The following is a 25,090-nucleotide window of genomic DNA, read 5'->3' as shown; positions in this document are numbered from 1 at the left end:
GCGAGCCTGCTCGCGATGAGGCCCGAATAATCACCACACATCCCCAACCGACCCGCTACAGTTGGCAAGCCCGTCTTCGCCACGGATAATGCCCAGTTTTTCCACCAGCGCATCGAAGCGCCGCCGCGCCTGCGGTTGAAAGAGAAGACCATGAAAGACACCATTCGCCAGCTCATCCAGCAAGCCATCGCCCAACTCGTCACTGAAGGTGTGCTGCCAGAAGGCCTGTCGCCGGCGATTCAGGTCGAAAACACCCGCGACAAGACCCACGGCGACTTCGCCAGCAACATCGCGATGATGCTCGCCAAACCGGCCGGCATGAAACCGCGAGACCTGGCGGAAAAAATCATCGCCGCGCTGCCGGCCGACGAAAACGTCAGCAAGGCAGACATTGCCGGCCCCGGCTTCATCAATTTTTTCCAGAACACCCAAGCCCTGGCCTCGCGCCTGGACGCGGCCCTGGCCGACGAACGCATCGGCGTGCGCAAGGCCGGTCCGTTGCAGCGCACCGTGGTCGACCTCTCGGCCCCTAACCTGGCCAAGGAAATGCACGTCGGCCACCTGCGCTCGACCATCATCGGCGACGGCGTGGCCCGGGTCCTGGAGTTTCTTGGCGACACGGTGATCCGCCAGAACCACGTTGGCGACTGGGGCACCCAGTTCGGCATGTTGATGGCCTATTTGCAGGAAAACCCCATCACCAGCGATGAGCTGTCGGACCTGGAGAACTTCTACCGCGCCGCCAAGCAACGCTTCGACGAGTCACCCGAGTTCGCCGACCGTGCCCGTGGCCTGGTGGTCAAGCTGCAGGCCGGCGACCCCGAGTGCCTGGCGCTGTGGACCAAGTTCAAGGACATCTCCCTGTCCCATTGCCAGAAAATCTACGAGCTGCTGAACGTCAAATTGACCATGGCCGACGTGATGGGCGAAAGCGCCTACAACGATGACCTGGCCAACGTGGTCAACGACCTCAGGGCCAAGGGCATGCTGGTGGAAAGCAACGGCGCCCAGTGCGTGTTCCTCGACCAGTTCAAGACCGCCGACGGCGAGCCGCTGCCGGTGATCATCGTCAAGGCCGACGGCGGCTATCTCTACGCCACCACAGACCTGGCGGCCGTGCGCTACCGCAACGGCGTGCTCAAGGCCGATCGAGTGCTGTACTTCGTCGACCAGCGTCAGGCCCTGCACTTCCAGCAGGTGTTCGAAGTCGCGCGCCAGGCCGGTTTCGTGACCCGTCCGATGGAAATGGAGCACATGGGCTTCGGCACCATGAACGGTGCCGACGGTCGTCCGTTCAAGACCCGTGATGGCGGCACGGTGAAACTGATCGACCTGTTGACCGAAGCTCAGGAGCGCGCCTACACCCTGGTCAAGGGCAAGAACCCGGACCTGGCCGAAGACGAACTGCGCAAGATCGCCAAGGTCGTGGGCATCGACGCGGTGAAATACGCCGACCTGTCCAAGCACCGCACCAGCGACTACAGCTTCAACTTCGACCTGATGCTCAACTTCGAAGGCAACACCGCGCCGTACCTGCTGTACGCCTATACCCGCGTGGCCGGGGTGTTCCGCAAGCTCGGCAAAAGCTTCAGTGAAGTGGATGGCCAGATCGTGCTTGAAGCCGCCCAGGAACAGGAGCTGGCGGCGAAACTGGCGCAGTTCGGCGAGGTGCTCAACAACGTCGCCGACAAGGGCACACCGCACATCCTGTGCGCCTACCTGTACGATGTGGCCGGCCTGTTCTCCAGCTTCTACGAGAACTGCCCGATCCTCAATGCGCAAACCCCAGAGCAAATGCAGAGCCGCCTGCGCCTCGCCGCGCTGACCGGGCGTACGCTCAAGCAAGGCCTGGAGCTGCTGGGCCTGGAAACCCTGGAGCGCATGTAAGTTGGCCGCCAAGAAAAAACCTGCCCCCAAACGCGGCGCCAGTCGTTACCAGCCTCCAGCCAAGAAACCGATTCCTGGCTGGTTGTGGATGGCCATCGGCCTGACCGTCGGCGCTTTCATTGTGTTTCTGATGAAGCTGGAGCCAGGCCAGGGCGATGACGTCAAGCGCGTCCGGCAGGAGCAGCAGAAAGCCACGCGCATCGCCGAGGCCAACAAGACCCCGCCGAGCCCGACGCAACCGGTGAAACCGAAATACGACTTCTACACCTTGCTGCCGGAATCGGAAGTCATCGTGCCGCCCGATGCCGTGCCGGAGAAAACCCTGCCGACACCGCAGGTGCCTGCTACGCCGGTGACCCCAGCCGAAGCGGCGAAAATCGACACCGCTCGCGCCCAGGCCGCCCTGGCCGGCATCACGCCGCCACCGGCCCCACCGGTACAGAAAGCCGCGCCAGTGACCAAGTTCTTCCTCCAGGCCGGCTCGTTCCGCAAGGAGGCCGACGCCGACAAGGTCCGGGCGCAGATCATTCTGCTGGGTCAGTCCGTGTCCGTGGAGTCCGGCACCGTGAAGGACGAAACCTGGTACCGGGTATTGGTCGGCCCATTCAGCAACCGGGAAGAATTGACCAAGGCCCAGAAACAACTGGCCGGCAGCGGTTTCAGCAACCTGTTGTTACAACAACGCCAGAGCCGCTGAGCCAAGCGACCGCGATCCTGTGGCGAGGGGATTTAGCGAAACGTCGCACCGCCCCGCTGGGGCGTGAAGCGGCCCCGAAAAAGCCTGCCGTTTCGGTGTGTCAGGCTGATTACCCCAAGCTTTAGGGGCTGCTTCGCAGCCCAGCGGGGATAAATCCCCTCGCCACAGGATTGCGGAGCAACCGCAGCGCACCACTCGTCTCCTCCCGCCCCCCACAGTTGAAAAACCCCGCGCCACCCCCATATGAGTTCCATCCGGGCATTTTCGCCCCGCTGCGTGGAGACTCTCCCTTGACCACCATCGTTTCAGTCCGCCGTCATGGCAAAGTCGTCATGGGCGGCGACGGCCAGGTTTCACTGGGCAACACCGTGATGAAAGGCAACGCGAAGAAAGTCCGCCGCCTGTATCACGGCGAGGTCATCGCCGGGTTCGCCGGCGCCACCGCCGACGCGTTCACCCTGTTCGAACGTTTCGAAGGCCAGCTGGAAAAACACCAGGGCCATCTGGTTCGTGCCGCCGTGGAACTGGCCAAGGAATGGCGCACCGACCGCTCCCTGAGCCGCCTCGAAGCCATGCTCGCGGTCGCCAACAAGGACGCCTCGCTGATCATCACCGGCAACGGCGACGTCGTGGAGCCGGAGGATGGCCTGATCGCCATGGGTTCCGGCGGCGCCTACGCCCAGGCCGCGGCCAGCGCGCTGCTGAAAAAAACCGACCTGTCGGCCCGTGAGATCGTCGAGACTGCCTTGGGCATCGCCGGCGACATCTGCGTCTTCACCAATCACACCCAGACCATTGAGGAGCAGGACCTCGCCGAATAAGCCTGCCATTTGCGCACCGGCTCATTCTTGCTTGAGGACCGCCAATTATTATGTCCATGACTCCCCGCGAAATCGTCCACGAACTCAACCGCCATATCATCGGCCAGGACGATGCCAAGCGCGCCGTCGCCATTGCCCTGCGCAACCGCTGGCGGCGGATGCAGCTGCCCGAAGAGCTGCGCGTCGAGGTGACCCCCAAGAACATCCTGATGATCGGCCCGACCGGTGTCGGCAAAACCGAAATCGCCCGTCGCCTGGCCAAACTCGCCAACGCGCCGTTCATCAAGGTCGAGGCCACCAAGTTCACCGAAGTCGGCTATGTGGGTCGCGACGTCGAGTCGATCATCCGTGATTTGGCCGATGCCGCCATCAAGCTGCTGCGCGAACAGGAAATCACCAAGGTTCGCCACCGTGCCGAAGACGCCGCTGAAGAACGCATCCTCGACGCCCTGTTGCCACCGGCGCGCATGGGCTTCAACGCCGACTCCGCCGCGACCCAGGATTCCAACACTCGCCAGCTGTTCCGCAAGCGCCTGCGCGAAGGCCAACTGGATGACAAGGAAATCGAGATCGAAGTCGCCGAAATGGCCGGCGTCGACATTTCCGCGCCACCGGGCATGGAAGAAATGACCAACCAGTTGCAGAGCCTGTTCGCCAACATGGGCAAGGGCAAGAAAAAGAGCCGCAAGCTCAAGGTCAAGGAAGCGCTGAAACTGGTGCGCGATGAAGAAGCCAGCCGCCTGGTCAACGAAGAAGAGTTGAAGGCCAAGGCGCTGGAAGCGGTCGAGCAACACGGCATCGTGTTCATCGACGAAATCGACAAGGTCGCCAAGCGCGGCAATGTCGGCGGCGCCGATGTGTCCCGCGAGGGCGTACAACGCGACCTGCTGCCGCTGATCGAAGGCTGCACGGTCAACACCAAGTTGGGCATGGTCAAGACCGACCACATCCTGTTCATCGCTTCCGGTGCGTTCCACCTGAGCAAGCCGAGCGACCTGGTGCCGGAGCTGCAGGGTCGCCTGCCGATCCGTGTCGAACTCAAGGCGCTGACGCCGGAAGACTTCGAACGCATCCTGAGCGAGCCCCACGCGTCCCTAACCGAACAGTATTGCGCGTTGCTCAAGACCGAAGGCCTGAGCATCGAGTTCACGCCGGAAGGCATCAAGCGCCTCGCGCAGATCGCCTGGCAGGTCAACGAAAAGACCGAGAACATCGGTGCCCGTCGCCTGCATACGCTGCTCGAACGCCTGTTGGAGGAAGTCTCGTTCAGCGCCGGCGACCTGGCCAGCGCCCACAACGAAGCGCCGATCCTGATCGACGCCGAGTACGTCAACAGCCACCTGGGTGAACTGGCGCAGAACGAAGACCTGTCGCGGTATATCCTGTAAGTAGCAATTACAGGCGAACGCAGACCTGTGGGAGCGGGCTGTGTGGGAGCAAAGCTTGCTCGCGATCCAGGCGCTGCGGTCCTCAAGAGACCCCGGCGTTTTCATCGCGGGCAAGCCTTGCTCCCACACAGCCCGCTCCCACATTGACTGTGTCGTTTTATAGATCAAGGTGTCCTTCAGAGACAGATCACAGGCCATGACCAAACTCCCCACCGCCATCAACCTGCACAAAGCCTCCAAGACCCTGACGCTCAAATACGCGCCAGACGAGGAGTACCACCTGCCCGCCGAATTCCTGCGGGTGCACTCGCCTTCCGCCGAGGTCCAGGGCCATGGCAAACCCATCCTGCAATACGGCAAGCTCAACGTCGGCCTGACCAAGGTCGAACCGGCCGGCCAGTACGCACTGAAACTGACCTTCGACGACGGCCACGACAGCGGACTGTTCACCTGGGACTATCTCTATCAGTTGGCGGTGCGCCAGGAAGACCTGTGGAACGATTATCTTGCCGAGCTCAAGGCCGCCGGGAAAACCCGCGATCCGAACGAGTCCGTCGTCAAGCTGATGCTCTAGCTCAAGGGCTGGCGCTTTAGGGCGATTTTTCTAGACTCATCTGCTTGAATGCCCGCGCAGCAACGTCAATGACTGGCCTGCTTGCGAAAAAAATTAAACTCGGGTAACCAATGGAGCTGGCAAGTTACCTGCAAAGGAACCGGCGAGTTCCTGGCATACGTTTCCTCATTGGCCCTCGATGCGGAATTAATGGTCACCCGAGCAGCGTACCTGGTATTGGCTGTGTGGCTTCATGGCACGATACGGGTACTCGTCTGAAGGGCAATGGAGCGTCGTAGATGAGCAACAAGAACAACGATGACCTGAAGTACCAGGCCTCGGAAAATACCCTGGGGTTGAATCCCGTCGTCGGCTTGCGCAGGAAAGACCTGCTGGCCTCTGCCCGCATGGTGCTGACCCAGGCCATCAAGCAACCGCTGCACAGCGTCAAGCATGTCGCTCATTTCGGCGTCGAACTCAAGAATGTCCTGTTTGGCAGATCCGAACTGCAACCGGCCGGTGACGACCGTCGCTTCGTCGACCCGGCGTGGAGCCAGAACCCGCTCTACAAACGTTACCTGCAAACCTACCTGGCGTGGCGCAAGGAGCTGCACGCCTGGATCGACGACAGCAACCTCTCGCCAGCGGACATCAGCCGCGGGCATTTCGTGATCAACCTGATGACCGAAGCCATGGCGCCGACCAACTCGGCGGCCAACCCGGCGGCGGTCAAGCGCTTCTTCGAAACCGGCGGCAAGAGCCTGCTGGACGGCCTGTCCCACCTGGCCAAGGATCTGGTGCACAACGGCGGGATGCCGAGCCAGGTCAACATGGGCGCGTTCGAGGTCGGCAAGAGCCTGGGCGTGACCGAAGGCGCCGTGGTGTTTCGCAACGACGTGCTGGAGCTGATCCAGTACCGGCCCATCACCGAGCAGGTCCACGAACGTCCGCTGCTGGTGGTGCCGCCACAGATCAACAAGTTCTACGTCTTCGACCTCAGCCCGGACAAGAGCCTGGCGCGCTTCTGCCTGCGCAGCAACGTGCAGACCTTCGTCATCAGTTGGCGCAACCCTACCAAGGAGCAGCGCGAGTGGGGCCTGTCGACTTACATCGAGGCGCTCAAGGAAGCGGTGGACGTGGTCACGGCCATCACCGGCAGCAAGGACATCAACATGCTCGGCGCCTGCTCGGGCGGCATCACCTGCACCGCGTTGCTGGGCCACTACGCCGCCCTCGGCGAGAAAAAGGTCAATGCCCTGACCTTGCTGGTGAGTGTGCTCGACACCACCCTGGACACCGACGTGGCGCTGTTCGTTGACGAGCAGACCCTGGAAGCGGCCAAGCGCCACTCCTACCAGGCCGGCGTACTCGAGGGCCGCGACATGGCCAAGGTGTTCGCCTGGATGCGTCCCAACGACCTGATCTGGAACTACTGGGTCAACAACTACCTGCTGGGCAACGAGCCGCCGGTGTTCGACATCCTGTTCTGGAACAACGACACCACGAGGTTGCCGGCGGCGTTCCACGGCGACCTCATCGAAATGTTCAAGAACAATCCACTGATCCGGGCCAATGCACTGGAAGTGTGCGGCACGCCCATCGACCTCAAGCAGGTCACCGCCGACATCTACTCCCTGGCGGGCACCAACGACCACATCACGCCGTGGAAGTCCTGCTACAAGTCGGCGCAGTTGTTTGGCGGCAAGGTTGAATTCGTGCTGTCGAGCAGCGGTCATATCCAGAGCATCCTCAACCCGCCGGGCAACCCCAAGTCGCGCTACATGACCAGCGACGACATGCCGGCCAAGGCCGAGGACTGGCAGGAAAACTCCACCAAGCATACCGATTCCTGGTGGCTGCACTGGCAGGCCTGGCTGGCCGAGCGCTCGGGCAAACTGAAAAAAGCCCCTACCGTGCTGGGCAACAAGGCCTACCCGGCCGGTGAAGCGGCACCCGGCACTTATGTGCATGAGCGGTAGGAAATGCAACTCGTCTGCTGCGGGAGTGGGCTTGCTCACGAAAGCATTCCGGCAGCCGACACTGAATGCAAGGCCCACAGCGCTGGGGAACATAAAACCCATGTTCACAGCAGATTCCCTGTGGGAGCGAGCCTGCTCGCGATAACGGTGTGTCAGCCCACATTGATGTTGGATGTACCGCCGTCATCGCGAGCAGGCTCGCTCCCACAGGGGATAGGGGAAAAATGAAAGACAGCGATCCAACCCATAGGGCTTGAAGCATGCCGCAACCGTACATCTTCCGTACCGTCGATCTGGATGGCCAGACCTTGCGCACCGCGGTACGTCCCGGCAAGCCTCACTTGACGCCCTTGCTGATTTTCAACGGCATCGGCGCCAACCTCGAGCTGGTGTTCCCGTTCATCCAGGCCCTGGACCCGGACCTGGAAGTCATCGCCTTTGACGTACCCGGTGTCGGCGGCTCATCGACGCCCAACCGGCCGTATCGCTTTCCCGGGCTGGCAAAACTCACTGCGCGGATGCTCGATTACCTGGACTACGGGCAGGTCAACGTGATCGGCGTGTCCTGGGGGGGCGCCCTGGCCCAGCAGTTCGCCTATGACTACCCGGAGCGCTGCAAGAAGCTGGTCCTGGCGGCCACGGCGGCCGGGGCGGTGATGGTGCCAGGCAAACCGAAGGTGCTGTGGATGATGGCCAGCCCCCGGCGCTACGTGCAACCGTCCCATGTGATGCGCATCGCACCGCTGATCTACGGCGGTTCGTTCCGCCGTGACCCGAGCCTGGCGGCCAGCCATGCGGCCAAGGTTCGTTCGGCGGGCAAGCTCGGTTATTACTGGCAGCTGTTCGCCGGCCTGGGCTGGACCAGCATCCACTGGCTGCACAAGATCCACCAGCCGACCCTGGTGCTGGCCGGCGACGACGACCCACTGATCCCACTGATCAACATGCGCATGCTGGCCTGGCGCATTCCCAATGCCCAATTGCACATCATCGATGACGGCCATCTGTTCCTGATCACCCGGGCCGAGGCGGTGGCACCGATCATCATGAAATTCCTGGAGGAAGAACGTCAGCGTGCAGTGATGCATCCGCATCCCTCGCCGCTGGGCGGCTGAAACCGCCCATTAGCGCCTGGCAGGACGCCGGACCGCGCAGCGACCCGAAACAGCGACTATGTTGTCTGCTTCGGTGTGTTTGTTTTTAGCCTGATGACGAAGGAGTTGACTCATGCGCGACAAACCGGCGAAGGGTTCCATGCCCGCCCCTGCCAGTTTCATCAACGCACAAAGTGCGGTCACCGGCTTGCGTGGCAGAGACCTGCTATCCACCTTGCGCAGCGTTGCCGCACATGGCTTGCGCAACCCGGTGCACAGCGCCCGGCATGCGTTGAAGCTGGGCGGTCAACTGGGCCGTGTGCTGCTGGGCGAGACCCTGCACCCCACCAACCCCAACGACCAGCGTTTCGCCGATCCCACCTGGCAGCTCAATCCGTTCTATCGCCGCAGCCTGCAGGCCTACCTGAGCTGGCAGAAACAGGTCACGAGCTGGATCGACGAAAGCACCATGAGCCAGGATGACCGCGCCCGCGCCCATTTCGCCTTCGCCCTGCTCAACGATGCCGTGTCGCCGTCCAATACCTTGCTCAACCCACTGGCGGTCAAGGAACTGTTCAACTCCGGCGGCGCCAGCCTGGTTCGAGGTATCAGCCACCTGGTGGACGATCTGTTGCACAACGACGGCTTGCCGCGCCAGACCACGCCCCACGCCTTTGAAGTCGGCAAGACCCTGGCGACTACACCCGGAGCGGTGGTGTTTCGCAACGAATTGCTCGAGCTGATCCAGTACCGGTCCATGAGCGAAAAACAGTACGCCAAGCCCTTGCTGATCGTGCCGCCGCAGATCAACAAGTTCTACATTTTCGACCTGAGCCCTTCCAACAGCTTCGTCCAGTACGCCCTGAAAAACGGTTTGCAGGTCTTCATCATCAGTTGGCGCAACCCGGATGTACGCCACCGCGAATGGGGCCTGTCCAGCTATGTCGAGGCAGCGGAAGAGGCCATGAATGTCTGCCGGGCAATCACCGGCGCCCGCGAGGTCAACCTGATGGGTGCCTGCGCCGGGGGCATGACCATCGCGGCCCTGCAAGGCCACCTGCAAGCCAAGCGCCAGCTACGCCGGGTCGCCAGCGCCACGTACCTGGTGAGCCTGCTGGACAGCCAGATCGACAGCCCGGCCACGCTGTTCATCGACGAGCAGACCCTGGAAGCCGCCAAGCGCCGCTCCTACCAGAAGGGCATCCTCGATGGTCGCGACATGGCCCGGGTATTCGCCTGGATGCGCCCCAACGATCTGATCTGGACCTACTTCATCAACAACTACCTGCTGGGCAAGGAGCCGCCGGCCTTCGACATTCTCTACTGGAACAACGATTGCACCCGGCTGCCGGCGGCTTACCACGGCGACCTGCTGGACTTCTTCAAGCACAACCCACTGACCCATCCCGGCGGCCTGGAAGTGTGCGGCACGCCAATCGACCTGCAGAAAGTGACGGTGGACAGTTTCAGCGTGGCTGGCATCAACGACCACATCACGCCCTGGGACGCGGTGTACCGCTCGACGCTGTTGCTCGGTGGCGAAAAACGCTTCGTGCTTTCCAACAGCGGTCATGTCCAGAGCATCCTCAACCCACCGGGCAACCCCAAGGCCAATTACATCGAAAGCGCGAAACTGAGCAGCGACCCACGGGCCTGGTACTACGACGCCAAGCACGTCGAAGGCAGTTGGTGGACCCAGTGGCTGAGCTGGGTCCAGGAGCGCTCCGGCGCCCAGCACGAAACCCAGATGACCTTGGGCAACGCGAACTACCCGCCTCTGGACGCAGCCCCGGGGACCTATGTTCGCGTGCGCTGAAGGCTCCACCCCACGGCCAGGTTATTGGCCGTGGCACGACTTGATCACTAAGAAGAACGGATGAAAACCCGCGACCGCATCCTCGAATGTGCCCTGCAGTTATTCAACGAAAAGGGCGAACCGAACGTATCCACCATGGAAGTTGCCAACGAAATGGGCATCAGCCCGGGCAACCTCTACTACCACTTCCATGGCAAGGAGCCGCTGATCCTCGGGTTGTTCGAGCGGTTCCAGAGCGAACTGGCCCCCCTGCTGGACCCTCCGGCGGACGTGCAGTTGGCGCCGGAAGACTATTGGTTGTTCCTGCATCTGATCGTCGAGCGCCTGGCCCAGTACCGATTTCTGTTCCAGGACCTGTCGAACCTGGCCGGGCGTCTGCCGAAGCTGGCCAAGGGCATTCGCCAACTGCTCAATGCCCTGAAGCGAACCCTCGCCTCACTGCTGGCGCAGCTCAAGGCCCAGGGGTTGCTGGTCAGCGATACCCAGGCCCTGGGGCAACTGGTGGAACAGATCACCATGACCTTGCTGTTCTCGCTGGACTATCAACGGATCCTCGATCGCGAGGGCGAGGTGCGACTGGTGGTTTACCAGATCATGATGCTGGTGGCGCCGCACCTGCCGCCAGCGACCAAGGTGGCGACCGAGCGACTGGCATTGCGGTACCTGGAAGAGCATGAGTGATGATCCTCTGTGGGAGCGGGCTTGCTCGCGAATGCGCAGTGTCAGTCAGCAGTGATGTAGCTGATACTCGGCATTCGCGAGCAAGCCCGCTCCCACATTTGGATCTGCTGTGCATTCAAACGCACACGCAAATAAAAACGCCCGACCTTCACAGGCCGGGCGTTTTTGCATGTCCTCAAGAATCAGGACTGGGTGGGTGGTGTCGATGGAGCCGGCGCAGTGGTCGGAGTGACGACCGGGGTCGGTGCCGCGGCGGAGTTCGCCGTGCTCGCCGGAGTTGCCGGTTTGGCGGCCGCGGTGGGCGCCTTCGGTGCGGCAGCTTTTGGCGCGGCCGTTTTTTTCACGACAGGTTTTTTCGCTGCAGCGGGTTTGGCTGCCGCTTTTGCCGCAGGCTTAGCGGCAGGTTTAGCCGCTGGTTTAGCCGCAGCGGGTTTAGCTGCAGCAGTCTTGGCCGCTGGCTTGGCAGCCGGTTTGGCTGCTGCTTTCGCCGCTACCGGTTTGGCCGCCGCTTTAGCAGCAGGTTTGGCCGCTGCGGTTTTAGCCGCGGGCTTGGCCGCTGCTTTGGCAGCAGGCTTGGCGGCGGTTTTTGCCGCAGCCTTGACCAATGGCTTGGCTGCCGTTTTGGTCGCCGGCTTGGCCGCCGCCGTCTTGGTCGCTACCGGTGCGACTTTGGCGCCAGTGAGTTTTTCGATCTGCTTGGTCAATGTATCGACCTTGCTGTGCAGCGCCTTCACTTCATTGCGGCTCGGCACGCCCAGACGCGAGATCGCACTGTTCAGGCGCTTGTCGAAAGCCCCTTCCAGTTCGTCCCATTTGCCCAGTGCACGATCCTTCACGCCGCCGATTCGCGACTTGGCGGACTCGGCAGTGCCCTTGGCCGCATCGACTTGTTTGCCGACGGCCGTCTTGGTGAGTTTTTCGGCCTTTTCGCCGTCCTTAACCAGGGACTCGAAGAGTTTGCTGCCGTCAGTGTCGATCTTCGAGTACACGCCTAAACCAGCAAGCCAGATTTTGCGGGAGTATTTTTCAATCTTCCCGGCCCACGAGCTGCCTTCTTTTTCAGTGATCTTTTTGCCAGCCATCCCGTTCTCCTTAATGTTTACGCGCGACACGTTCGAGCAATGCTGTCAGCTCATCGAGCTTAGCAGAGAGTGTCTCAACGTCATGTTTAGACGGAATGCCGATACGATTCAAGGCACTTGCAACACGGGCATCGAATACCTTCTCGACTTTATCGAGTTGTACTTCAACCCGGGCCTTGAAAGTATTGACGTCGGTCTTGGCTTCAATCAATTCGCTGTTGGCCGCTTCAAGTTTCCCGGCAATTTTCTTTTTGCCTTTGGTTTCAATAACTTCGCCAGCCTTTACCAACTCCTGGAAGTACTCGCTGCCTTCCTGGCCGACCTTCGTGTAGGCGCCCAGGCCAGCCAGCCAGATCTTGCGCGCGTACGTTTTCACGTCGCTGAGCGTGGAAGATTCAACGTCGGTTTTTTTCTTCAGAATAACTTTGGCCACGGTGCACCTCACTCGAAAAAAGGTTTGAGGAACTGCCCGCGCATGGACGGGCTCAGGCACAAAGTAGTGACAATAATTAGAAAGAGCACCCTAACAACTGACAGACATCCTATTGGCGCTGACTTCCCATGTGGGAGCGAGCCTGCTCGCGATAGCGATGGACCAGCAACATTGATGTTGAATGACACACAGCAATCGCGAGCAGGCTCGCTCCCACATTTGGATCGTGGTGGACTTCAGTTCTGTACCCACCCTTCGATCAATCAAACCAACGCCTTATCCAGCGCCTTTTCGATTTCCGTCTTGATCGTGCCGCTCATGGCCGACATCAACATGCCCAGCTCCACGTCGACGCGGATCGAGTCCTCGCCCACGTGCACTTCGCCCTTGACCCCGGAGCGCTTGAGTTTCAGGGTGTCGCCCTCCCACTGCGGCTCCAGGCCATAGCTGTCGGACAACTTCTGGGCCAGCTTGTCGGCCTTCTCTCGCGCCGCTTCCTTGCCCAGGCCATGGGCACGCTCAACAGTTATACGGGCCATCGGGTGACTCCTGTTTTATCGGGACTTGCCTGAACGTTTCAGACCCTGGCTGCGTCAAAACGTCCCGGCGGTAGCCCATCTTACCTTCAGCCTTGCCAAGACAAAGCCCTCCACCGGGATTAGAATGTCCCGCATTCTTTTTTGGTGACCGCGATATGACTGATCAGCGCAAAGGCAGCGATGCCGAACCCACCACTCACTTCGGCTTCAAGAACGTGCCGGAAAGCCAGAAAGCGGAAAAAGTCGCCGAGGTTTTCCACTCCGTGGCCGCCAAGTATGACTTGATGAACGACCTGCTCTCGGGCGGCATGCACCGTCTGTGGAAACGTTTCGCGATCGAGCTGTCGGGCGTGCGCAGCGGCAACCGCGTACTGGACATCGCCGGCGGCACGGGCGACCTGACCAAGAAGTTTTCCCACATCGTCGGGCCGACCGGCCAGGTGGTGCTCGCCGACATCAACGAATCCATGCTCAAGGTCGGCCGCGACCGCCTGCTGGACCTGGGTGTGGCCGGCAATGTCGAGTTCGTCCAGGCCGACGCCGAGAAGCTGCCGTTCCCCGACAACCATTTCGACTGCGTGACCATCGCCTTCGGCCTGCGCAACGTCACCCACAAGGAAGACGCCCTGCGCTCGATGCTGCGCGTGCTCAAGCCCGGCGGCCGCCTGCTGGTGCTGGAGTTCTCCAAGCCAACCAACGCGCTGATGTCCAAGGCCTACGATGCCTACTCGTTCGCCTTCATGCCGCTGATGGGCAAGCTGATCACCAATGACTCGGAAAGCTACCGCTACCTGGCCGAATCGATCCGCATGCACCCGAACCAGGAAACCCTGAAGTCGATGATGGTCGAGGCCGGTTTCGACCGCGTGACCTACCACAACATGACCGCAGGTATCGTCGCCCTGCATCGCGGTATCAAACCCTGATGCTGCTCACCGGCCTGCTCGCCAGCGTCGAACTCGGCCTCAACCGGGTGCTGCGCCTGGACAGCACGGCGCTCGCGCGCCTGGCGCACTTGAGCGGCACAGTGATCGCCGTCGACTGCCGCAGCCCGGCGTTGCGGCTGTTCATCCTGCCCAGCGACGAAGGCCTGATGCTCGCCGCCCACTGGGAAGCCGAGGCCGACTGCACGCTGCGCGCCCCGGCGTCGAGCCTGCTGAGCCTGGCCCTGGGCAAGGACAAGACTGCCGTGCTGCACAGCCCCGAGGTAGAGCTCGATGGCGACAGTGGTGTGCTGCTGGAGCTGGCGGCGATTCTCCAGGACCTGGAGCTGGATTGGGAATACGAAGTGTCCCGCTGGATCGGCCCGGTGGCGACCCAATTGCTCAGCGGCCATTTGCGTAGCCGCGGCCGCTGGTATCGCCAGGGCTTCGTCAGCCTGGGGCAGAATCTGAGTGAATACCTGGCCGAAGAATCGCGTACCCTCGTAGGCCAACGCGAAGCCCAGGCCCGTTTTAATGAACTGGATCAGGTCAAGCTTGACCTGGAACGTCTCGAGGCGCGTTTCGAGCGCCTTTCCCGATCCCTTGAAACCAAGCGATAACGCATGAAGCTGCTTGCCGTCCGCCGTTTGTTGCGCATCCAGCGCGTCGTGATCCGCTACCGCCTCGATGACCTGCTGTTCGCCCTGCCGTTGCCCTGGTTTCTCCTGGCATTGCGTTTCGTGCTGCCGTGGCGCTGGTTCCCCCGGCGAACGCTAGACCTGACGCGCGGCGCACGCCTGCGCCTGGCCTTGCAGGACCTGGGGCCGATCTTCATCAAGTTCGGGCAGATCCTCTCGACCCGTCGCGACCTGTTGCCCGAAGACATCGCCGATGAGCTGATGCTGCTGCAGGACCGCGTGCCGCCGTTCGACTCCAAGCTGTCGGTGGCGCTGATCGAAGAACAACTGGGCAAGAAGGTCAGCGAAGTCTTCAGCCGTTTCGACGTCGAGCCCCTGGCCTCGGCCTCGGTGGCCCAGGTGCATGCGGCGCAGCTCAAGAGCGGTGAAGAAGTGGTGGTCAAGGTGATCCGCCCGGGCCTCAAGCCGATCATCGCCCAGGACCTGGCGTGGCTGTTCATCCTCGCCCGGGCCGCCGAGCGGCTGTCGGCCGACGCCCGCCTGCTGCATCCGGTGGACGTGGTCCAGGACTACGAAAAAACCATCTACGACGAACTCGACCTGCTGCGCGAAGCCGCCAACGCCAGCCAGTTGCGCCGCAACTTCGAAGGCTCGCCGCTGCTCTATGTGCCGCAAGTCTATTGGGACTGGTGCCGCCCGAAAGTGTTGGTGATGGAGCGCATCTACGGCATCCAGGTCACCGACCTGGCGACCCTGGCCGACCAGCGTACCGACATGAAGTTGCTGGCCGAGCGTGGCGTGGAGATTTTCTTCACCCAGGTATTTCGCGACAGCTTCTTCCACGCCGACATGCACCCGGGCAACATCTTCGTCAGCACCGTACAGCCATGGAGCCCGCAATACATTGCCATCGACTGTGGCATCGTCGGCAGCCTGACCCCGGAAGACCAGGACTACCTGGCGCGCAACCTGTTCGCCTTCTTCAAGCGTGATTACCGTCGTGTCGCCCAACTGCACATCGATTCGGGCTGGGTGCCGGCCGAGACCAAGCTCAACGAGTTCGAAGCGGCGATCCGTACCGTGTGCGAACCGATCTTCGAAAAACCGTTAAAAGATATTTCCTTCGGCCAGGTGCTGATGCGCCTGTTCCAGACCGCGCGCCGCTTCAACATGGAAGTCCAGCCACAACTGGTGCTGTTGCAGAAAACCCTGCTGAACATCGAAGGCCTCGGCCGCCAGTTGTATCCGGACCTCGACCTGTGGAACACCGCCCAACCGTACCTCGAGCGCTGGATGCGCGAACGCGTCAGCCCCAAAACCTTGCTGGGCAACGTGCAAAGCCAGTTCGAGCAGCTCCCGCACCTGGCCAACATGACCCGCGACCTGCTCGAACGCATGTCCCAGCCCCATGCCCACGACCCGGCGCCACCGTGGCACCGACGCAAGGACGACTGGTTCCTGCGCTTGCTCGGCGCAGCTCACCTGGGAGGTGGCGCCATGCTGGCGGCTGGTGGGCCGTTGAGCGAATTGGGCCATTGGCCCGCCGCAATCATGGTGATCGTCGGCTTGTATCTGGTCGTTCGACGATAGCCAGCACCGGTTCGCGCTGGCACACTGTTTCAACGCTGGGCCCGCCGACTTCAGGTGCGTGGCCCATGGTCGGAGTCAAAGATGAAAAACTGGCAGGACGAGATCAAATGGGACGCTGACGGCCTGGTGCCGGCCATCGCCCAGGACCACAAGACCGGGCGCGTACTGATGATGGCCTGGATGAACCGCGAAGCACTGGCCCTGACCGCCGCCGAGAACCGCGCCATCTATTGGTCACGTTCCCGTGGCAAGCTGTGGCGCAAAGGTGAAGAATCCGGGCATGTGCAGCACCTGCATGAGATGCGCCTGGACTGCGACGGCGACGTCATCATCCTGATGGTCGAACAAGTCGGTGAGATTGCCTGCCACACCGGCCGTCAAAGCTGCTTCTATCGCGTCTTCGAGAACGGCGACTGGAAAACCGTCGACCCGGTGCTCAAGGACCCGCATGCCATTTATTCAGGACATACCCATGAGTGACACCCTGATCCGCCTGGCCCAGGTGCTGGAAGAGCGCAAAGGCGCCGCGGCCGACAGCTCCTATGTCGCCAGCCTGTACCACAAGGGTTTGAACAAGATTCTGGAAAAAGTCGGCGAAGAGTCGGTCGAGACCATCATCGCCGCCAAGGACGCCGCCATCAGCGGCGATTGCAGCGACGTGATCTACGAGACCGCCGACCTGTGGTTCCACAGCCTGGTCATGCTCGCCCAACTGGGGCAGCATCCGCAGGCCGTACTGGATGAACTGGACCGTCGCTTCGGTCTGTCCGGGCACGTCGAGAAAGCCTCGCGCCCATCCGCCTGATCAACTTTTGAGAGGAATAGCCACATGGGTATCTTTGACTGGAAACACTGGATCGTCATCCTGGTTGTCGTGGTGCTGGTGTTCGGTACCAAGAAACTGAAAAACCTCGGCACCGATGTCGGCGAGTCGATCAAGGGCTTTCGCAAAGCCATGAACGATGACGAAAAACCGGCCGACCCGACGGCTGCCCCGGCGCAACCGGTACAGCCAGCCCAACCGGTACATCCCCAGGCCTCCCAGCCTGTGAATGCGCCGCACACCATCGACGTGCAGGCACAAAAAGTCGAAGAGCCCGTCCGCAAAGACTCGTGAGCACTGACTAATGTTTGGGATCAGCTTCACTGAACTGCTGCTCGTCGGCCTCGTCGCCCTGCTGGTACTGGGCCCCGAGCGCCTGCCGGGTGCTGCGCGCACCGCCGGTCTGTGGATCGGGCGCCTGAAGCGCAGCTTCAATGCGATCAAACAGGAAGTTGAACGTGAGATCGGTGCCGACGACATCCGTCGGCAACTTCACAACGAACATATCCTGTCCCTGGAGCAGGAAGCGCGGAAAATCTTCACGCCGACCCAACAGGAGCCGACGCCAGTCCAACCTGCGGTCGAGCCGACGATTGCGCCCCAGGCGCCGGTGGACAACACGGCGCCCGTGGTGGCCAAACCGGTGGAACCCGCCGCGACAGTAACCACGCCAGCAGCTCCCAACGACCCTACATTGCCGCCGCGAGCCCCATGAGCGATATCCCTGAAAACGACCAGCCGATGCCGCTGGTCTCGCACCTTACCGAGTTGCGCACCCGCCTGCTGCGTTGCGTCGCGGCGATTTTCATTATTTTCGCCGGGCTGTTCGCCTTCACCCAGCAGATCTACACCTTCGTCTCCACACCGCTGCGCCAGTACCTGCCGGCAGGGGCGACAATGATCGCCACCGATGTGTCGTCGCCGTTCCTGACGCCACTGAAACTGACGATGATGGTCTCGCTGTTCCTGGCGATCCCGGTGATCCTGCACCAGATCTGGGGCTTCATCGCACCGGGCCTGTACAAGCATGAAAAACGCATCGCCGTGCCGCTGCTGGTGTCCAGCATCCTGCTGTTCTACACCGGCATGGCGTTCGCTTATTTCCTGGTGTTCCCGCTGATCTTCAAGTTCTTCGCCGCCGCTACGCCGGCAGGCGTGGAGATGATGACCGACATCACCAGCTACCTGGATTTCGTCATGACGCTGTTCTTCGCTTTCGGCGTGGCGTTCGAAATCCCCGTGGCGGTGGTGCTGCTGGTGTGGATCGGCGTGGTTGACGTTGCCTACCTGAAGAAGATCCGTCCCTATGTGATCATCGGCTGCTTCGTGGTCGGCATGATCCTGACCCCGCCGGACATTTTCTCCCAGACCCTGCTGGCCGTGCCGATGTGGCTGCTGTTCGAGATCGGTATCCTGTTCGGTGGCCTGGTGCGCAAGCGCCGGGAAGAAGAGCCCGAGGACCAGCCGGTCGACGACCACAACGACCAGCCGCCAGCGACCCAAGCGTGAACCTGCTGCTACTCGAAGAGGCCGACTTCATCGGGCCGGACCGCGTGATCCTGAGCGATCGCCGGTTGACCCACATGCAGGAAGTCCATCGCAGCGCCGTCGGTGACAGCCTGCGGGTCGGGCGCATCGGCGGGTTGATGGGCACGGCCCAGGTGCTGCGCCTGGAAGCCCGCGAGGCGGAACTGCAAGTGGCCCTCGACCAGCCTGCGCCAGCCAAGTTGCCGCTGACCCTGGTGCTGGCCCTGCCGCGTCCGAAAATGCTCCGGCGGGTGTTCCAGACCATCGCCACCATGGGCGTGCCGCGCGTGGTGCTGGTCAACAGCTATCGCGTGGAAAAGAGCTTCTGGCAGACGCCATTCCTCGAACCCGAGGCCATCCGCGAGCAACTGATCCTGGGCCTGGAACAAGCCCGGGACAGCGTGCTGCCAGAAATCATCATCGAAAAACGCTTCAAACCCTTCGTTGAAGACCGCCTGCCGGCCATTACCGACGGCACCTTGGGCCTGGTCGGTCATCCCGGCAACTACCCGCCCTGCCCCCGCGCGCTGACAGAGCCGGTGACCTTGGCCATCGGCCCGGAGGGTGGCTGGATTCCCTACGAGATCGACCTGCTGGCCAAGGCCGGCTTGCAACCGGTGCAATTGGGCGAGCGGATCCTGCGGGTCGAGACCGCCGTCACGGCCCTGCTCGCGCGGTTGTTCTGATCCCCACGGCTTGTGCACCTTTGTGACAGGGTGGATTGACCCCGCCGGTTGAGAGCCTACCCACCCTCTGGAAGTAACCCCCCACCTATTTTCTACAGATCCCTGTGACATGGTCGATACTCTCCTCATAAGACCTACAAAAGGTTCGAAGGAGTATCAGCATGTTCAGTTGGCTAACCGAAAAGCTGGGAAACGTAAGCGTCAATCGCAAACTGGGTTTCGGTTTTGGCCTCGTACTGCTCATGACCCTCCTGAGCACCTTCGCAGGCTGGAACAGCCTGAGCAGCGTGATCAGCCGTGCGGATAAGCAGGCGTCCATTGCCAGCCTCAATGAACTGGCCAAGGATTTGCGCGTCGCCAGCCTCGACTATGAAATGCGGCGCGGCGAACAAGGGCCGGCTACCGTCAGCGAGTTCCTGGGCAAGCTCCAGGAGAGCATACAAGCTGCCCTCAAACGGTTCGTGCGCCCGGCAGACCAGGAATTGCTCAATCAGCAACTGGCTATCCTCGATGAGTACAAACGTGCCTTTGCCGACCTGACCCAGGCGACGCAGAACCGCGAATCGGCCCGATCCAAGCTTGGCGCCAACGCCGACAACGCCGTGGCCAAGGTGACAGAAGTCGAAAATGCCTTGCGCCAAGGCGACAGCGTCCCGCAATTCAACAGTGTGGTGGAGCTGAGCAAACTGCTCCAGCAAGCGCGCTATCAGGTCCGCGGCTACACCTACAGCGGCAAGGCCGAAGCTGAGCAACCGGCGCTGGATGCCATCGAAAACGTCTTGAAAAACCTTGAAAACCTGCCGGGCAAACTGCCGGAACAACACACCGCCAACCTGCAACAAGCCAGCGAATCGATGAAAGCCTATCACGCTGCCGTCAGCCAGTTCCGCGACTCCCAGGTGAGCAGCGCCTCAGCCCTCAAGAAAATGGTGGATCAAGACGCCCGTTTGAACGCGCTGAACAGTCATCTGACGACCTCGCAGATCGAGAAACGCGACCAGGAGACGGCTCAAGCCAAAGAAACGCTGATCATCGTCACCATCCTGGCGCTAGCGTTTGGCCTTCTGGCCGCATGGATCATTACCCGGCAAATCGTCGGTCCACTGCGGCAGACCCTGGTTGCCCTCGAACGTGTCGCCTCCGGCGACTTGAGTCAAAACCTGGTGGTCACCCGTCGTGACGACATGGGCCAATTACAAGGCAGCCTGCAGCGAATGGTGATCGGCCTGCGGCAATTGATTGGCGGCATCAGCGACGGCGTCACGCAAATCGCCAGCGCTGCCGAACAGCTTTCGGCCGTCACCGAGCAGACCAGCGCCGGGGTCAACAGCCAAAAAGTGGAAACCGATCAGGTCGCCACCGCCATGCACGAAATGACCGCCACGGTGCAGGAAGTGGCGCGCAATGCCGAGGAAGCCTCCGAAGCGGCCGTCGCCGCTGACCAGCAGGCTCGCGAGGGCGAAAAAGTAGTCGGCGAAGCCATTGCCCAGATCGAACGCCTGTCCAAGGAAGTCGGCAACTCTACCGAAGCCATGGGCCATCTCAAGCGCGAGAGCGACAAGATTGGCAGTGTGCTGGACGTGATCAAGTCGGTCGCCCAGCAAACCAACCTGCTGGCCCTCAACGCCGCCATCGAGGCCGCCCGCGCCGGCGAGGCCGGACGTGGTTTTGCGGTGGTGGCCGACGAGGTGCGTAGCCTGGCCCAGCGTACCCAGAAGTCCACTGAAGAGATCGAGGAACTGATCCTCGGCCTGCAATCGGGCACTGAACAGGTCGCGGCCACCCTGGACAACAGCCGCAACCTGACCGACAGCAGCGTCGAACTGACCCGTCGCGCCGGCGGCTCACTGGAAAACATCACCCGTACCGTCTCGGCAATCCAATCGATGAACCAACAGATCGCCGCTGCAGCCGAGCAGCAGAGTGCCGTGGCCGAAGAGATCAACCGCAGCGTCGTGAACGTTCGCGATGTGTCCGAACAGACGGCTTCTTCCAGCGAAGAAACCGCCGCCTCCAGTGCCGAACTGGCACGGCTGGGGGTTCATTTGCAGACGCTGGTAGGACGCTTCAAGGTCTGACCCAAAAGAGCTGGCATAAGCCTGTGGCCAGAGCTTGCTCCCTCGCCACAGGAGTGCATTACGTATTTTCTACAGATCCTGCCAAAACCGCCGATACAGCCCTGATAAAACCAATCAGCGCTACAAGGGAGTATCAGCATGTTCCGGTGGCTTGCCCAGGGTCTGGGAAACGTAAGCGTTAATCGCAAACTCGGCGCAGGCTTCGGCCTGGTGCTGTTCCTTACCTTGATGATTGCATTCACCGGCTGGTCCGGCCTGGGCAATGTCATCAGTCGGGGCGACAAACTGGGGTTCATTGCCAGTCTCAACGACTTGAGCAAAGACTTGAACCTGGCCAGCATCGACTACAACACCACGCGGGGCGAGAAAGGACCGCAATCGGTCAACGACCTGCTGGGCAAGCTCGAAGAGGGCTTGAAGACTGCTCGCCTATTGATCGAACAACCGGCCGACGTCGCGCTGATCGATGCGCAACTGGCCGCCGTCGCCGAATACAAGGGCGCCTTCGCCCAGATGACCCGCGCTACCGTCAACCGCGAAGATGCCCGCAGCAAACTCGGTGCCAGCGCCGACAACGCCGTGGCCCGCGTCACCGAAGTTGAAAAGTTGCTGCTGCAAGGCGGCGACGTCACCCTGTTCAACAGTGTGGTGACCCTGAGCAAAGCGGTCCAGCAAGCCCGCTACCAAGTTCGCGGCTACACCTACAGCGGCAAGAGCGAAGCCCAGCAACCGGCCCTCGAGGCCATCGACACGGTCCTCAAGCTGCTTGCGCGACTGCCAGACCAACTGCCCCAGGAACACGCCGCCAACCTGCAACAGGCCAACGACTCGTTCAATCTCTATCGCGCGGCGGTCGCCCAGTTCCGCGACTCGCAAATCGACAACGCCGCGGCCCTTCAGCGCATGAGCGAGCAAGGTCAGATACTGATCGACGCCAGCCAGAAGCTGACCGTGTCCCAGACAGCCGTGCGTGACCACGACGCCGCCCAAGCCAAGACGGTCCTGATCGTAGCGGCCGCCCTGGCGCTGCTGTTCGGTGTGATCGCCGCCCTGTTCATCACCCGGCAGATCGTCGGCCCGCTCGGCCAGACCTTGAAGGTTGCCGAACGCGTGGCCGCCGGTGACCTGACCCACAACCTCACCTCCGAGCGTCGCGACGAACTGGGCCAACTGCAACGCGCCATGCAAAGCATGACCGTGGGCCTGCGGCAATTGATCGGTGGCATCGGCGACGGAGTGACCCAGATCGCCAGCGCCGCCGAACAGCTCTCGGCCGTGACCGAACAGACCAGCGCCGGGGTCAACAGCCAGAAAGTGGAAACCGATCAGGTCGCCACCGCCATGCACGAAATGACCGCCACCGTGCAAGAAGTCGCACGCAACGCCGAGGAAGCTTCCGAAGCCGCCGTCGCTGCCGACCAGCAGGCCCGCGAGGGTGACAAAGTGGTTGGCGAGGCCATTGCCCAGATCGAGCGCCTGGCTAAGGAAGTCGGCAACTCCACCGCCGCCATGGGCGACTTGAAGCGTGAAAGCGACAAGATCGGCAGCGTCCTGGACGTGATCAAGTCCGTGGCCCAGCAGACCAACCTGCTGGCGCTCAATGCCGCCATCGAGGCCGCCCGTGCCGGTGAAGCGGGACGTGGTTTCGCGGTGGTGGCCGATGAAGTCCGCAGCCTGGCCCAGCGTACCCAGAAGTCCACCGAAGAAATCGCAGAACTGATTGTCGGCCTGCAAAGCGGCACCGAACAAGTCGCGACCATCATGGACAACAGCCGCAGCCTGACCGACAGCAGCGTCGAACTGACCCGCCGCGCGGGGGGCTCGCTGGAAAACATTACTCGCACGGTTTCGGCGATCCAGTCGATGAACCAGCAGATCGCGGCGGCGGCGGAGCAGCAGAGTGCGGTGGCTGAGGAGATCAACCGTAGCGTGCTGAATGTGCGTGATGTGTCGGAGCAGACGGCGTCGTCCAGTGAGAAGACTGCCGCTTCGAGTGCTGAGCTTGCGCGGTTGGGGGTTCATTTGCAGACGTTGGTGGGGCGGTTCCGGGTCTAGCAGGCCTACGCAAAACCTGTGGCGAGGGAGCTTGCTCCCGCTTGAGTGCGCAGCGCTCACAATATTGCAGGGAGCAGCGGCTGCGCCATCTTGAGCTGGTGGTCTGTGGGTCTTGGGTGTATATCCGTTATTTAGGTAACGGCTGCTGACGGTTCCGCCCTTACGGCGGCTCACTTTTGAAAAGCGCAAAAGTAAGCAAAACGCTTCTGCCCCACCACTCGGCACCTCGCCTAGGCTCGGTGTGCCCTCACTCCGGCATTGCTCCGTGGGCCCGCCGCGAAGGGCCATCCATGGCCCAGCGCGGCTAACCCGGCATCCATGCCGGGTTGCCCACTGCGCAATGCCTGCGTTCGGCCAGCGTGGTTAACGGGGCGCCGAGATCAACGTCCACCGCGAGGCGGCCTGATAGCCGACCTGGCTCTTGGTAAAACCGCGTTCCTCCTGTGGGAGCGGGCTTGTTCGCAAAGACCATGTCACAACCAATGAAGATATCGAATGTGTTGGCCTCTCACCGTTGATCTTCAGCGGGCACAACATTCATGTACACCGCAAAGCCATTGTGGGAGCGAGCCTGCTCGCGAAAGCGGTACCACAACTAATGGAGATGTCGGATGTGCTGGCCTCTTCGCCAGCAAGCTCACTCCCACCTTTGATCTTCAACGGACACAGCATTCACGTACACCGCAAAAACATTGTGGGAGCGAGCTTGCTCGCGAAGGCGGTGCCACAGTGGATGAAGATGTCGGATGTGCTGGCTCATCGCGAGCAGGCTCGCTCCCACAGGGGAGTGCAGTCACCCAGAACCAGGTCGGCTATCAGGCCGCCTCGCGGTGGACGTTGATCTCGGCGCCCCGTTAACCACGATGGCCGAACGCAGGCATTGTGGAGTGGGCATCCCGGCATGGATGCCGGGATAGCCGCGCTGGGCCATGGATGGCCCTTCGCGGCGGGCCCACGGAGCAATGCCGGAGTGAGGGCACACCGAGCCTAGGCGAGGTGCCGAGTGGTGGGGCATAAGGCGTTTTGCTTACTTTTGCACCTCTCAAAAGTGAGCCGCCGTAAGGGCGGAACCATAAGCGGCCGTTACCGAAGAAACGGATATACACACAAAAACACCTACATCCACAACCCGTCATCCCAAGGCTACACAACCTTGCACCATTGCCTACAACTGCGCCAGAATCCGCCGGCTTGTGCGCCTTGGCCCCGAGCTCTAACGTTTGCAGGTCGCTGTCAGTTCAGCGATCGGGTTTAGCAGCTCGGCACAATATCAAGGCACGCAGGTCCGTTTTATGGCGGCTGTGCGTGGGGCACTTCGGTGCGCCGGGTTCCTTGATTCCTGGTCTGCTAACCCGCGTACTGCCGCCACCCTTTTCGTTTAGCAGCGATGTCTGGCGGCTCCATCAATCAAGGAGCCTCATGATGTACAAAGTCACCCCCAACCCACCAGAACCCGAAACCGATCCCAAGAAACTCCAGGAAGCCACCGATCGCGCGCTCGATTACTACCTGAACCCCAAACAGCCCAAACCCGAAGACGAACAACCATCGGGCCAGCTCTTCACCGTCCTGGACCACATCGACACCGAAACCCTACTGGCCAACCTCAGCGAAACCCTGGCCTCAGCCGATGCCATGACCAACGACCTCGCATTCGACCTGGAAGGTTCACCACGCCATATTGCCCTGGGCATCCAACAACTGATCGAACTGAGCGGCCTGTTGGCAAACCGAGTGCTGGACAGAATCAATGCACAACCCTGACCTCGCCACGGCGAACTAAAACAGCACCCAACAAAA

Annotated in this window: 23 protein-coding genes and 2 pseudogenes; 22 read left to right on the top strand and 3 right to left on the bottom strand. The window is 61.5% G+C overall.

Annotated elements, in window-relative coordinates:
- The first annotated feature begins 150 nt into the window (after nt 1-150).
- The 9 genes from argS to AC30D9_RS14615 all read left to right on the top strand — a co-directional run bounded on the left by argS (nt 151) and on the right by AC30D9_RS14615 (nt 10,916).
- A complete protein-coding gene (gene argS / locus AC30D9_RS14655; RefSeq protein ID WP_134922510.1) occupies nt 151-1,887 on the top strand; it encodes an arginine--tRNA ligase in 1,737 nt (578 codons plus the stop codon).
- Nucleotide 1,888: 1 nt separating this feature from the next.
- Entirely contained in the window at nt 1,889-2,584 is a 696-nt protein-coding gene (locus AC30D9_RS14650; protein WP_490144276.1) for an SPOR domain-containing protein, read from the top strand.
- Nucleotides 2,585-2,874: 290 nt separating this feature from the next.
- On the top strand, nt 2,875-3,405 hold the full coding sequence (gene hslV, locus AC30D9_RS14645) for an ATP-dependent protease subunit HslV (protein ID WP_003196958.1): 531 nt from the start codon (nt 2,875-2,877) through the stop codon (nt 3,403-3,405).
- Between the two features lie 50 nt (nt 3,406-3,455).
- A complete protein-coding gene (gene hslU / locus AC30D9_RS14640) occupies nt 3,456-4,793 on the top strand; it encodes an ATP-dependent protease ATPase subunit HslU (protein WP_134922509.1) in 1,338 nt (445 codons plus the stop codon).
- A 196-nt stretch (nt 4,794-4,989) separates the two neighbouring features.
- Nucleotides 4,990-5,367, top strand: coding sequence for a gamma-butyrobetaine hydroxylase family protein (locus AC30D9_RS14635; protein WP_134922508.1), 378 nt, complete (start codon nt 4,990-4,992; stop codon nt 5,365-5,367).
- A gap of 278 nt (nt 5,368-5,645) precedes the next feature.
- Entirely contained in the window at nt 5,646-7,325 is a 1,680-nt protein-coding gene (gene phaC / locus AC30D9_RS14630) for a class II poly(R)-hydroxyalkanoic acid synthase (RefSeq protein ID WP_134922507.1), read from the top strand.
- A gap of 260 nt (nt 7,326-7,585) precedes the next feature.
- Nucleotides 7,586-8,440, top strand: a complete 855-nt coding sequence (phaZ, locus tag AC30D9_RS14625; RefSeq protein ID WP_109752028.1) for a poly(3-hydroxyalkanoate) depolymerase — start codon at nt 7,586-7,588, stop codon at nt 8,438-8,440.
- A 112-nt stretch (nt 8,441-8,552) separates the two neighbouring features.
- Nucleotides 8,553-10,235: a class II poly(R)-hydroxyalkanoic acid synthase gene (gene phaC, locus AC30D9_RS14620; RefSeq protein ID WP_134922506.1), complete on the top strand. Its 1,683-nt coding sequence runs from the start codon at nt 8,553-8,555 to the stop codon at nt 10,233-10,235.
- Nucleotides 10,236-10,295: 60 nt separating this feature from the next.
- The gene (locus tag AC30D9_RS14615; RefSeq protein ID WP_134922505.1) at nt 10,296-10,916 is read left to right on the top strand and encodes a TetR/AcrR family transcriptional regulator; all 621 of its coding nucleotides are present in this window, start codon (nt 10,296-10,298) and stop codon (nt 10,914-10,916) included.
- 182 nt (nt 10,917-11,098) lie between these two features.
- On the opposite strand, the gene AC30D9_RS14610 is transcribed toward AC30D9_RS14615, so the two are convergent.
- From AC30D9_RS14610 to AC30D9_RS14600, 3 genes are all read right to left on the bottom strand, one after another.
- Nucleotides 11,099-11,998: a phasin family protein gene (locus tag AC30D9_RS14610; protein WP_490144275.1), complete on the bottom strand. Its 900-nt coding sequence runs from the start codon at nt 11,996-11,998 to the stop codon at nt 11,099-11,101.
- A 10-nt stretch (nt 11,999-12,008) separates the two neighbouring features.
- A complete protein-coding gene (locus AC30D9_RS14605; protein ID WP_039592410.1) occupies nt 12,009-12,431 on the bottom strand; it encodes a phasin family protein in 423 nt (140 codons plus the stop codon).
- 263 nt (nt 12,432-12,694) lie between these two features.
- Nucleotides 12,695-12,970: a polyhydroxyalkanoic acid system family protein gene (locus AC30D9_RS14600; protein WP_109752024.1), complete on the bottom strand. Its 276-nt coding sequence runs from the start codon at nt 12,968-12,970 to the stop codon at nt 12,695-12,697.
- A 155-nt stretch (nt 12,971-13,125) separates the two neighbouring features.
- Between AC30D9_RS14600 and ubiE the strand changes: the two genes are divergently transcribed.
- The 13 genes and pseudogenes from ubiE (at nt 13,126) to AC30D9_RS14535 (ending at nt 25,054) form a co-directional block, all read left to right on the top strand.
- A complete protein-coding gene (ubiE, locus tag AC30D9_RS14595) occupies nt 13,126-13,896 on the top strand; it encodes a bifunctional demethylmenaquinone methyltransferase/2-methoxy-6-polyprenyl-1,4-benzoquinol methylase UbiE (RefSeq protein WP_003196937.1) in 771 nt (256 codons plus the stop codon).
- A pseudogene (locus tag AC30D9_RS14590) lies at nt 13,896-14,520 on the top strand (ubiquinone biosynthesis accessory factor UbiJ). The gene ubiE and the pseudogene AC30D9_RS14590 overlap by 1 nt, the downstream one beginning before the upstream one ends.
- Nucleotides 14,517-16,121 (top strand): ubiquinone biosynthesis regulatory protein kinase UbiB, encoded by a 1,605-nt coding sequence (ubiB, locus tag AC30D9_RS14585; RefSeq protein WP_134922502.1) that lies wholly within the window; start codon nt 14,517-14,519, stop codon nt 16,119-16,121. Before AC30D9_RS14590 ends, ubiB begins: the two are co-directional and overlap by 4 nt.
- Before the next feature lie 81 nt (nt 16,122-16,202).
- Nucleotides 16,203-16,601, top strand: a complete 399-nt coding sequence (gene hisI / locus AC30D9_RS14580; RefSeq protein ID WP_003196931.1) for a phosphoribosyl-AMP cyclohydrolase — start codon at nt 16,203-16,205, stop codon at nt 16,599-16,601.
- A complete protein-coding gene (locus AC30D9_RS14575; RefSeq protein ID WP_134922501.1) occupies nt 16,594-16,926 on the top strand; it encodes a phosphoribosyl-ATP diphosphatase in 333 nt (110 codons plus the stop codon). The genes hisI and AC30D9_RS14575 overlap by 8 nt, the downstream gene beginning before the upstream one ends.
- A gap of 24 nt (nt 16,927-16,950) precedes the next feature.
- Complete coding sequence (locus AC30D9_RS14570; RefSeq protein WP_134922500.1) at nt 16,951-17,238, top strand: twin-arginine translocase TatA/TatE family subunit; 288 nt, start codon at nt 16,951-16,953, stop codon at nt 17,236-17,238.
- A 10-nt stretch (nt 17,239-17,248) separates the two neighbouring features.
- Nucleotides 17,249-17,659, top strand: coding sequence for a Sec-independent protein translocase protein TatB (gene tatB, locus AC30D9_RS14565; RefSeq protein ID WP_490144274.1), 411 nt, complete (start codon nt 17,249-17,251; stop codon nt 17,657-17,659).
- Nucleotides 17,656-18,453 (top strand): twin-arginine translocase subunit TatC, encoded by a 798-nt coding sequence (gene tatC / locus AC30D9_RS14560; RefSeq protein ID WP_134922498.1) that lies wholly within the window; start codon nt 17,656-17,658, stop codon nt 18,451-18,453. Before tatB ends, tatC begins: the two co-directional genes overlap by 4 nt.
- A complete protein-coding gene (locus AC30D9_RS14555; protein ID WP_490144273.1) occupies nt 18,450-19,157 on the top strand; it encodes a 16S rRNA (uracil(1498)-N(3))-methyltransferase in 708 nt (235 codons plus the stop codon). The genes tatC and AC30D9_RS14555 overlap by 4 nt, the downstream gene beginning before the upstream one ends.
- Before the next feature lie 161 nt (nt 19,158-19,318).
- A pseudogene (locus AC30D9_RS14550) lies at nt 19,319-20,332 on the top strand (methyl-accepting chemotaxis protein); the annotation flags it as partial.
- Between the two features lie 9 nt (nt 20,333-20,341).
- The gene (locus AC30D9_RS14545) at nt 20,342-21,235 is read left to right on the top strand and encodes a methyl-accepting chemotaxis protein (protein ID WP_373459234.1); all 894 of its coding nucleotides are present in this window, start codon (nt 20,342-20,344) and stop codon (nt 21,233-21,235) included.
- A gap of 138 nt (nt 21,236-21,373) precedes the next feature.
- Nucleotides 21,374-23,290 carry a methyl-accepting chemotaxis protein gene (locus AC30D9_RS14540; protein WP_490144272.1) on the top strand — a complete coding sequence of 639 codons (1,917 nt, stop codon included), beginning with the start codon at nt 21,374-21,376 and terminating at the stop codon, nt 23,288-23,290.
- A gap of 1,422 nt (nt 23,291-24,712) precedes the next feature.
- The gene (locus AC30D9_RS14535; RefSeq protein WP_490144271.1) at nt 24,713-25,054 is read left to right on the top strand and encodes a DUF6124 family protein; all 342 of its coding nucleotides are present in this window, start codon (nt 24,713-24,715) and stop codon (nt 25,052-25,054) included.
- The last annotated feature ends 36 nt before the right edge of the window (nt 25,055-25,090 follow it).

Source organism: Pseudomonas sp. DF11, assembly GCF_058148565.1.
The sequence above is the reverse complement of the archived record's forward strand: the minus strand, read 5'-3'. Positions and strand labels throughout refer to the sequence as shown.

Bases quoted from the DNA above. Each gene is read 5' to 3' on its own strand.
- AC30D9_RS14535 (WP_490144271.1), top strand. From the start codon at position 24,713: ATGTACAAAGTCACCCCCAACCCACCAGAACCCGAAACCGATCCCAAG.
- AC30D9_RS14570 (WP_134922500.1), top strand. From the start codon at position 16,951: ATGGGTATCTTTGACTGGAAACACTGGATCGTCATCCTGGTTGTCGTG.
- AC30D9_RS14575 (WP_134922501.1), top strand. From the start codon at position 16,594: ATGAGTGACACCCTGATCCGCCTGGCCCAGGTGCTGGAAGAGCGCAAA.
- AC30D9_RS14545 (WP_373459234.1), top strand. From the start codon at position 20,342: ATGGGCCAATTACAAGGCAGCCTGCAGCGAATGGTGATCGGCCTGCGG.
- AC30D9_RS14610 (WP_490144275.1), bottom strand. From the start codon at position 11,998: ATGGCTGGCAAAAAGATCACTGAAAAAGAAGGCAGCTCGTGGGCCGGG.
- AC30D9_RS14540 (WP_490144272.1), top strand. From the start codon at position 21,374: ATGTTCCGGTGGCTTGCCCAGGGTCTGGGAAACGTAAGCGTTAATCGC.
- hisI (WP_003196931.1), top strand. From the start codon at position 16,203: ATGAAAAACTGGCAGGACGAGATCAAATGGGACGCTGACGGCCTGGTG.
- ubiB (WP_134922502.1), top strand. From the start codon at position 14,517: ATGAAGCTGCTTGCCGTCCGCCGTTTGTTGCGCATCCAGCGCGTCGTG.
- phaC (WP_134922507.1), top strand. From the start codon at position 5,646: ATGAGCAACAAGAACAACGATGACCTGAAGTACCAGGCCTCGGAAAAT.
- AC30D9_RS14635 (WP_134922508.1), top strand. From the start codon at position 4,990: ATGACCAAACTCCCCACCGCCATCAACCTGCACAAAGCCTCCAAGACC.
- phaZ (WP_109752028.1), top strand. From the start codon at position 7,586: ATGCCGCAACCGTACATCTTCCGTACCGTCGATCTGGATGGCCAGACC.
- AC30D9_RS14615 (WP_134922505.1), top strand. From the start codon at position 10,296: ATGAAAACCCGCGACCGCATCCTCGAATGTGCCCTGCAGTTATTCAAC.
- argS (WP_134922510.1), top strand. From the start codon at position 151: ATGAAAGACACCATTCGCCAGCTCATCCAGCAAGCCATCGCCCAACTC.
- ubiE (WP_003196937.1), top strand. From the start codon at position 13,126: ATGACTGATCAGCGCAAAGGCAGCGATGCCGAACCCACCACTCACTTC.
- AC30D9_RS14600 (WP_109752024.1), bottom strand. From the start codon at position 12,970: ATGGCCCGTATAACTGTTGAGCGTGCCCATGGCCTGGGCAAGGAAGCG.
- hslU (WP_134922509.1), top strand. From the start codon at position 3,456: ATGTCCATGACTCCCCGCGAAATCGTCCACGAACTCAACCGCCATATC.
- phaC (WP_134922506.1), top strand. From the start codon at position 8,553: ATGCGCGACAAACCGGCGAAGGGTTCCATGCCCGCCCCTGCCAGTTTC.
- tatB (WP_490144274.1), top strand. From the start codon at position 17,249: ATGTTTGGGATCAGCTTCACTGAACTGCTGCTCGTCGGCCTCGTCGCC.
- tatC (WP_134922498.1), top strand. From the start codon at position 17,656: ATGAGCGATATCCCTGAAAACGACCAGCCGATGCCGCTGGTCTCGCAC.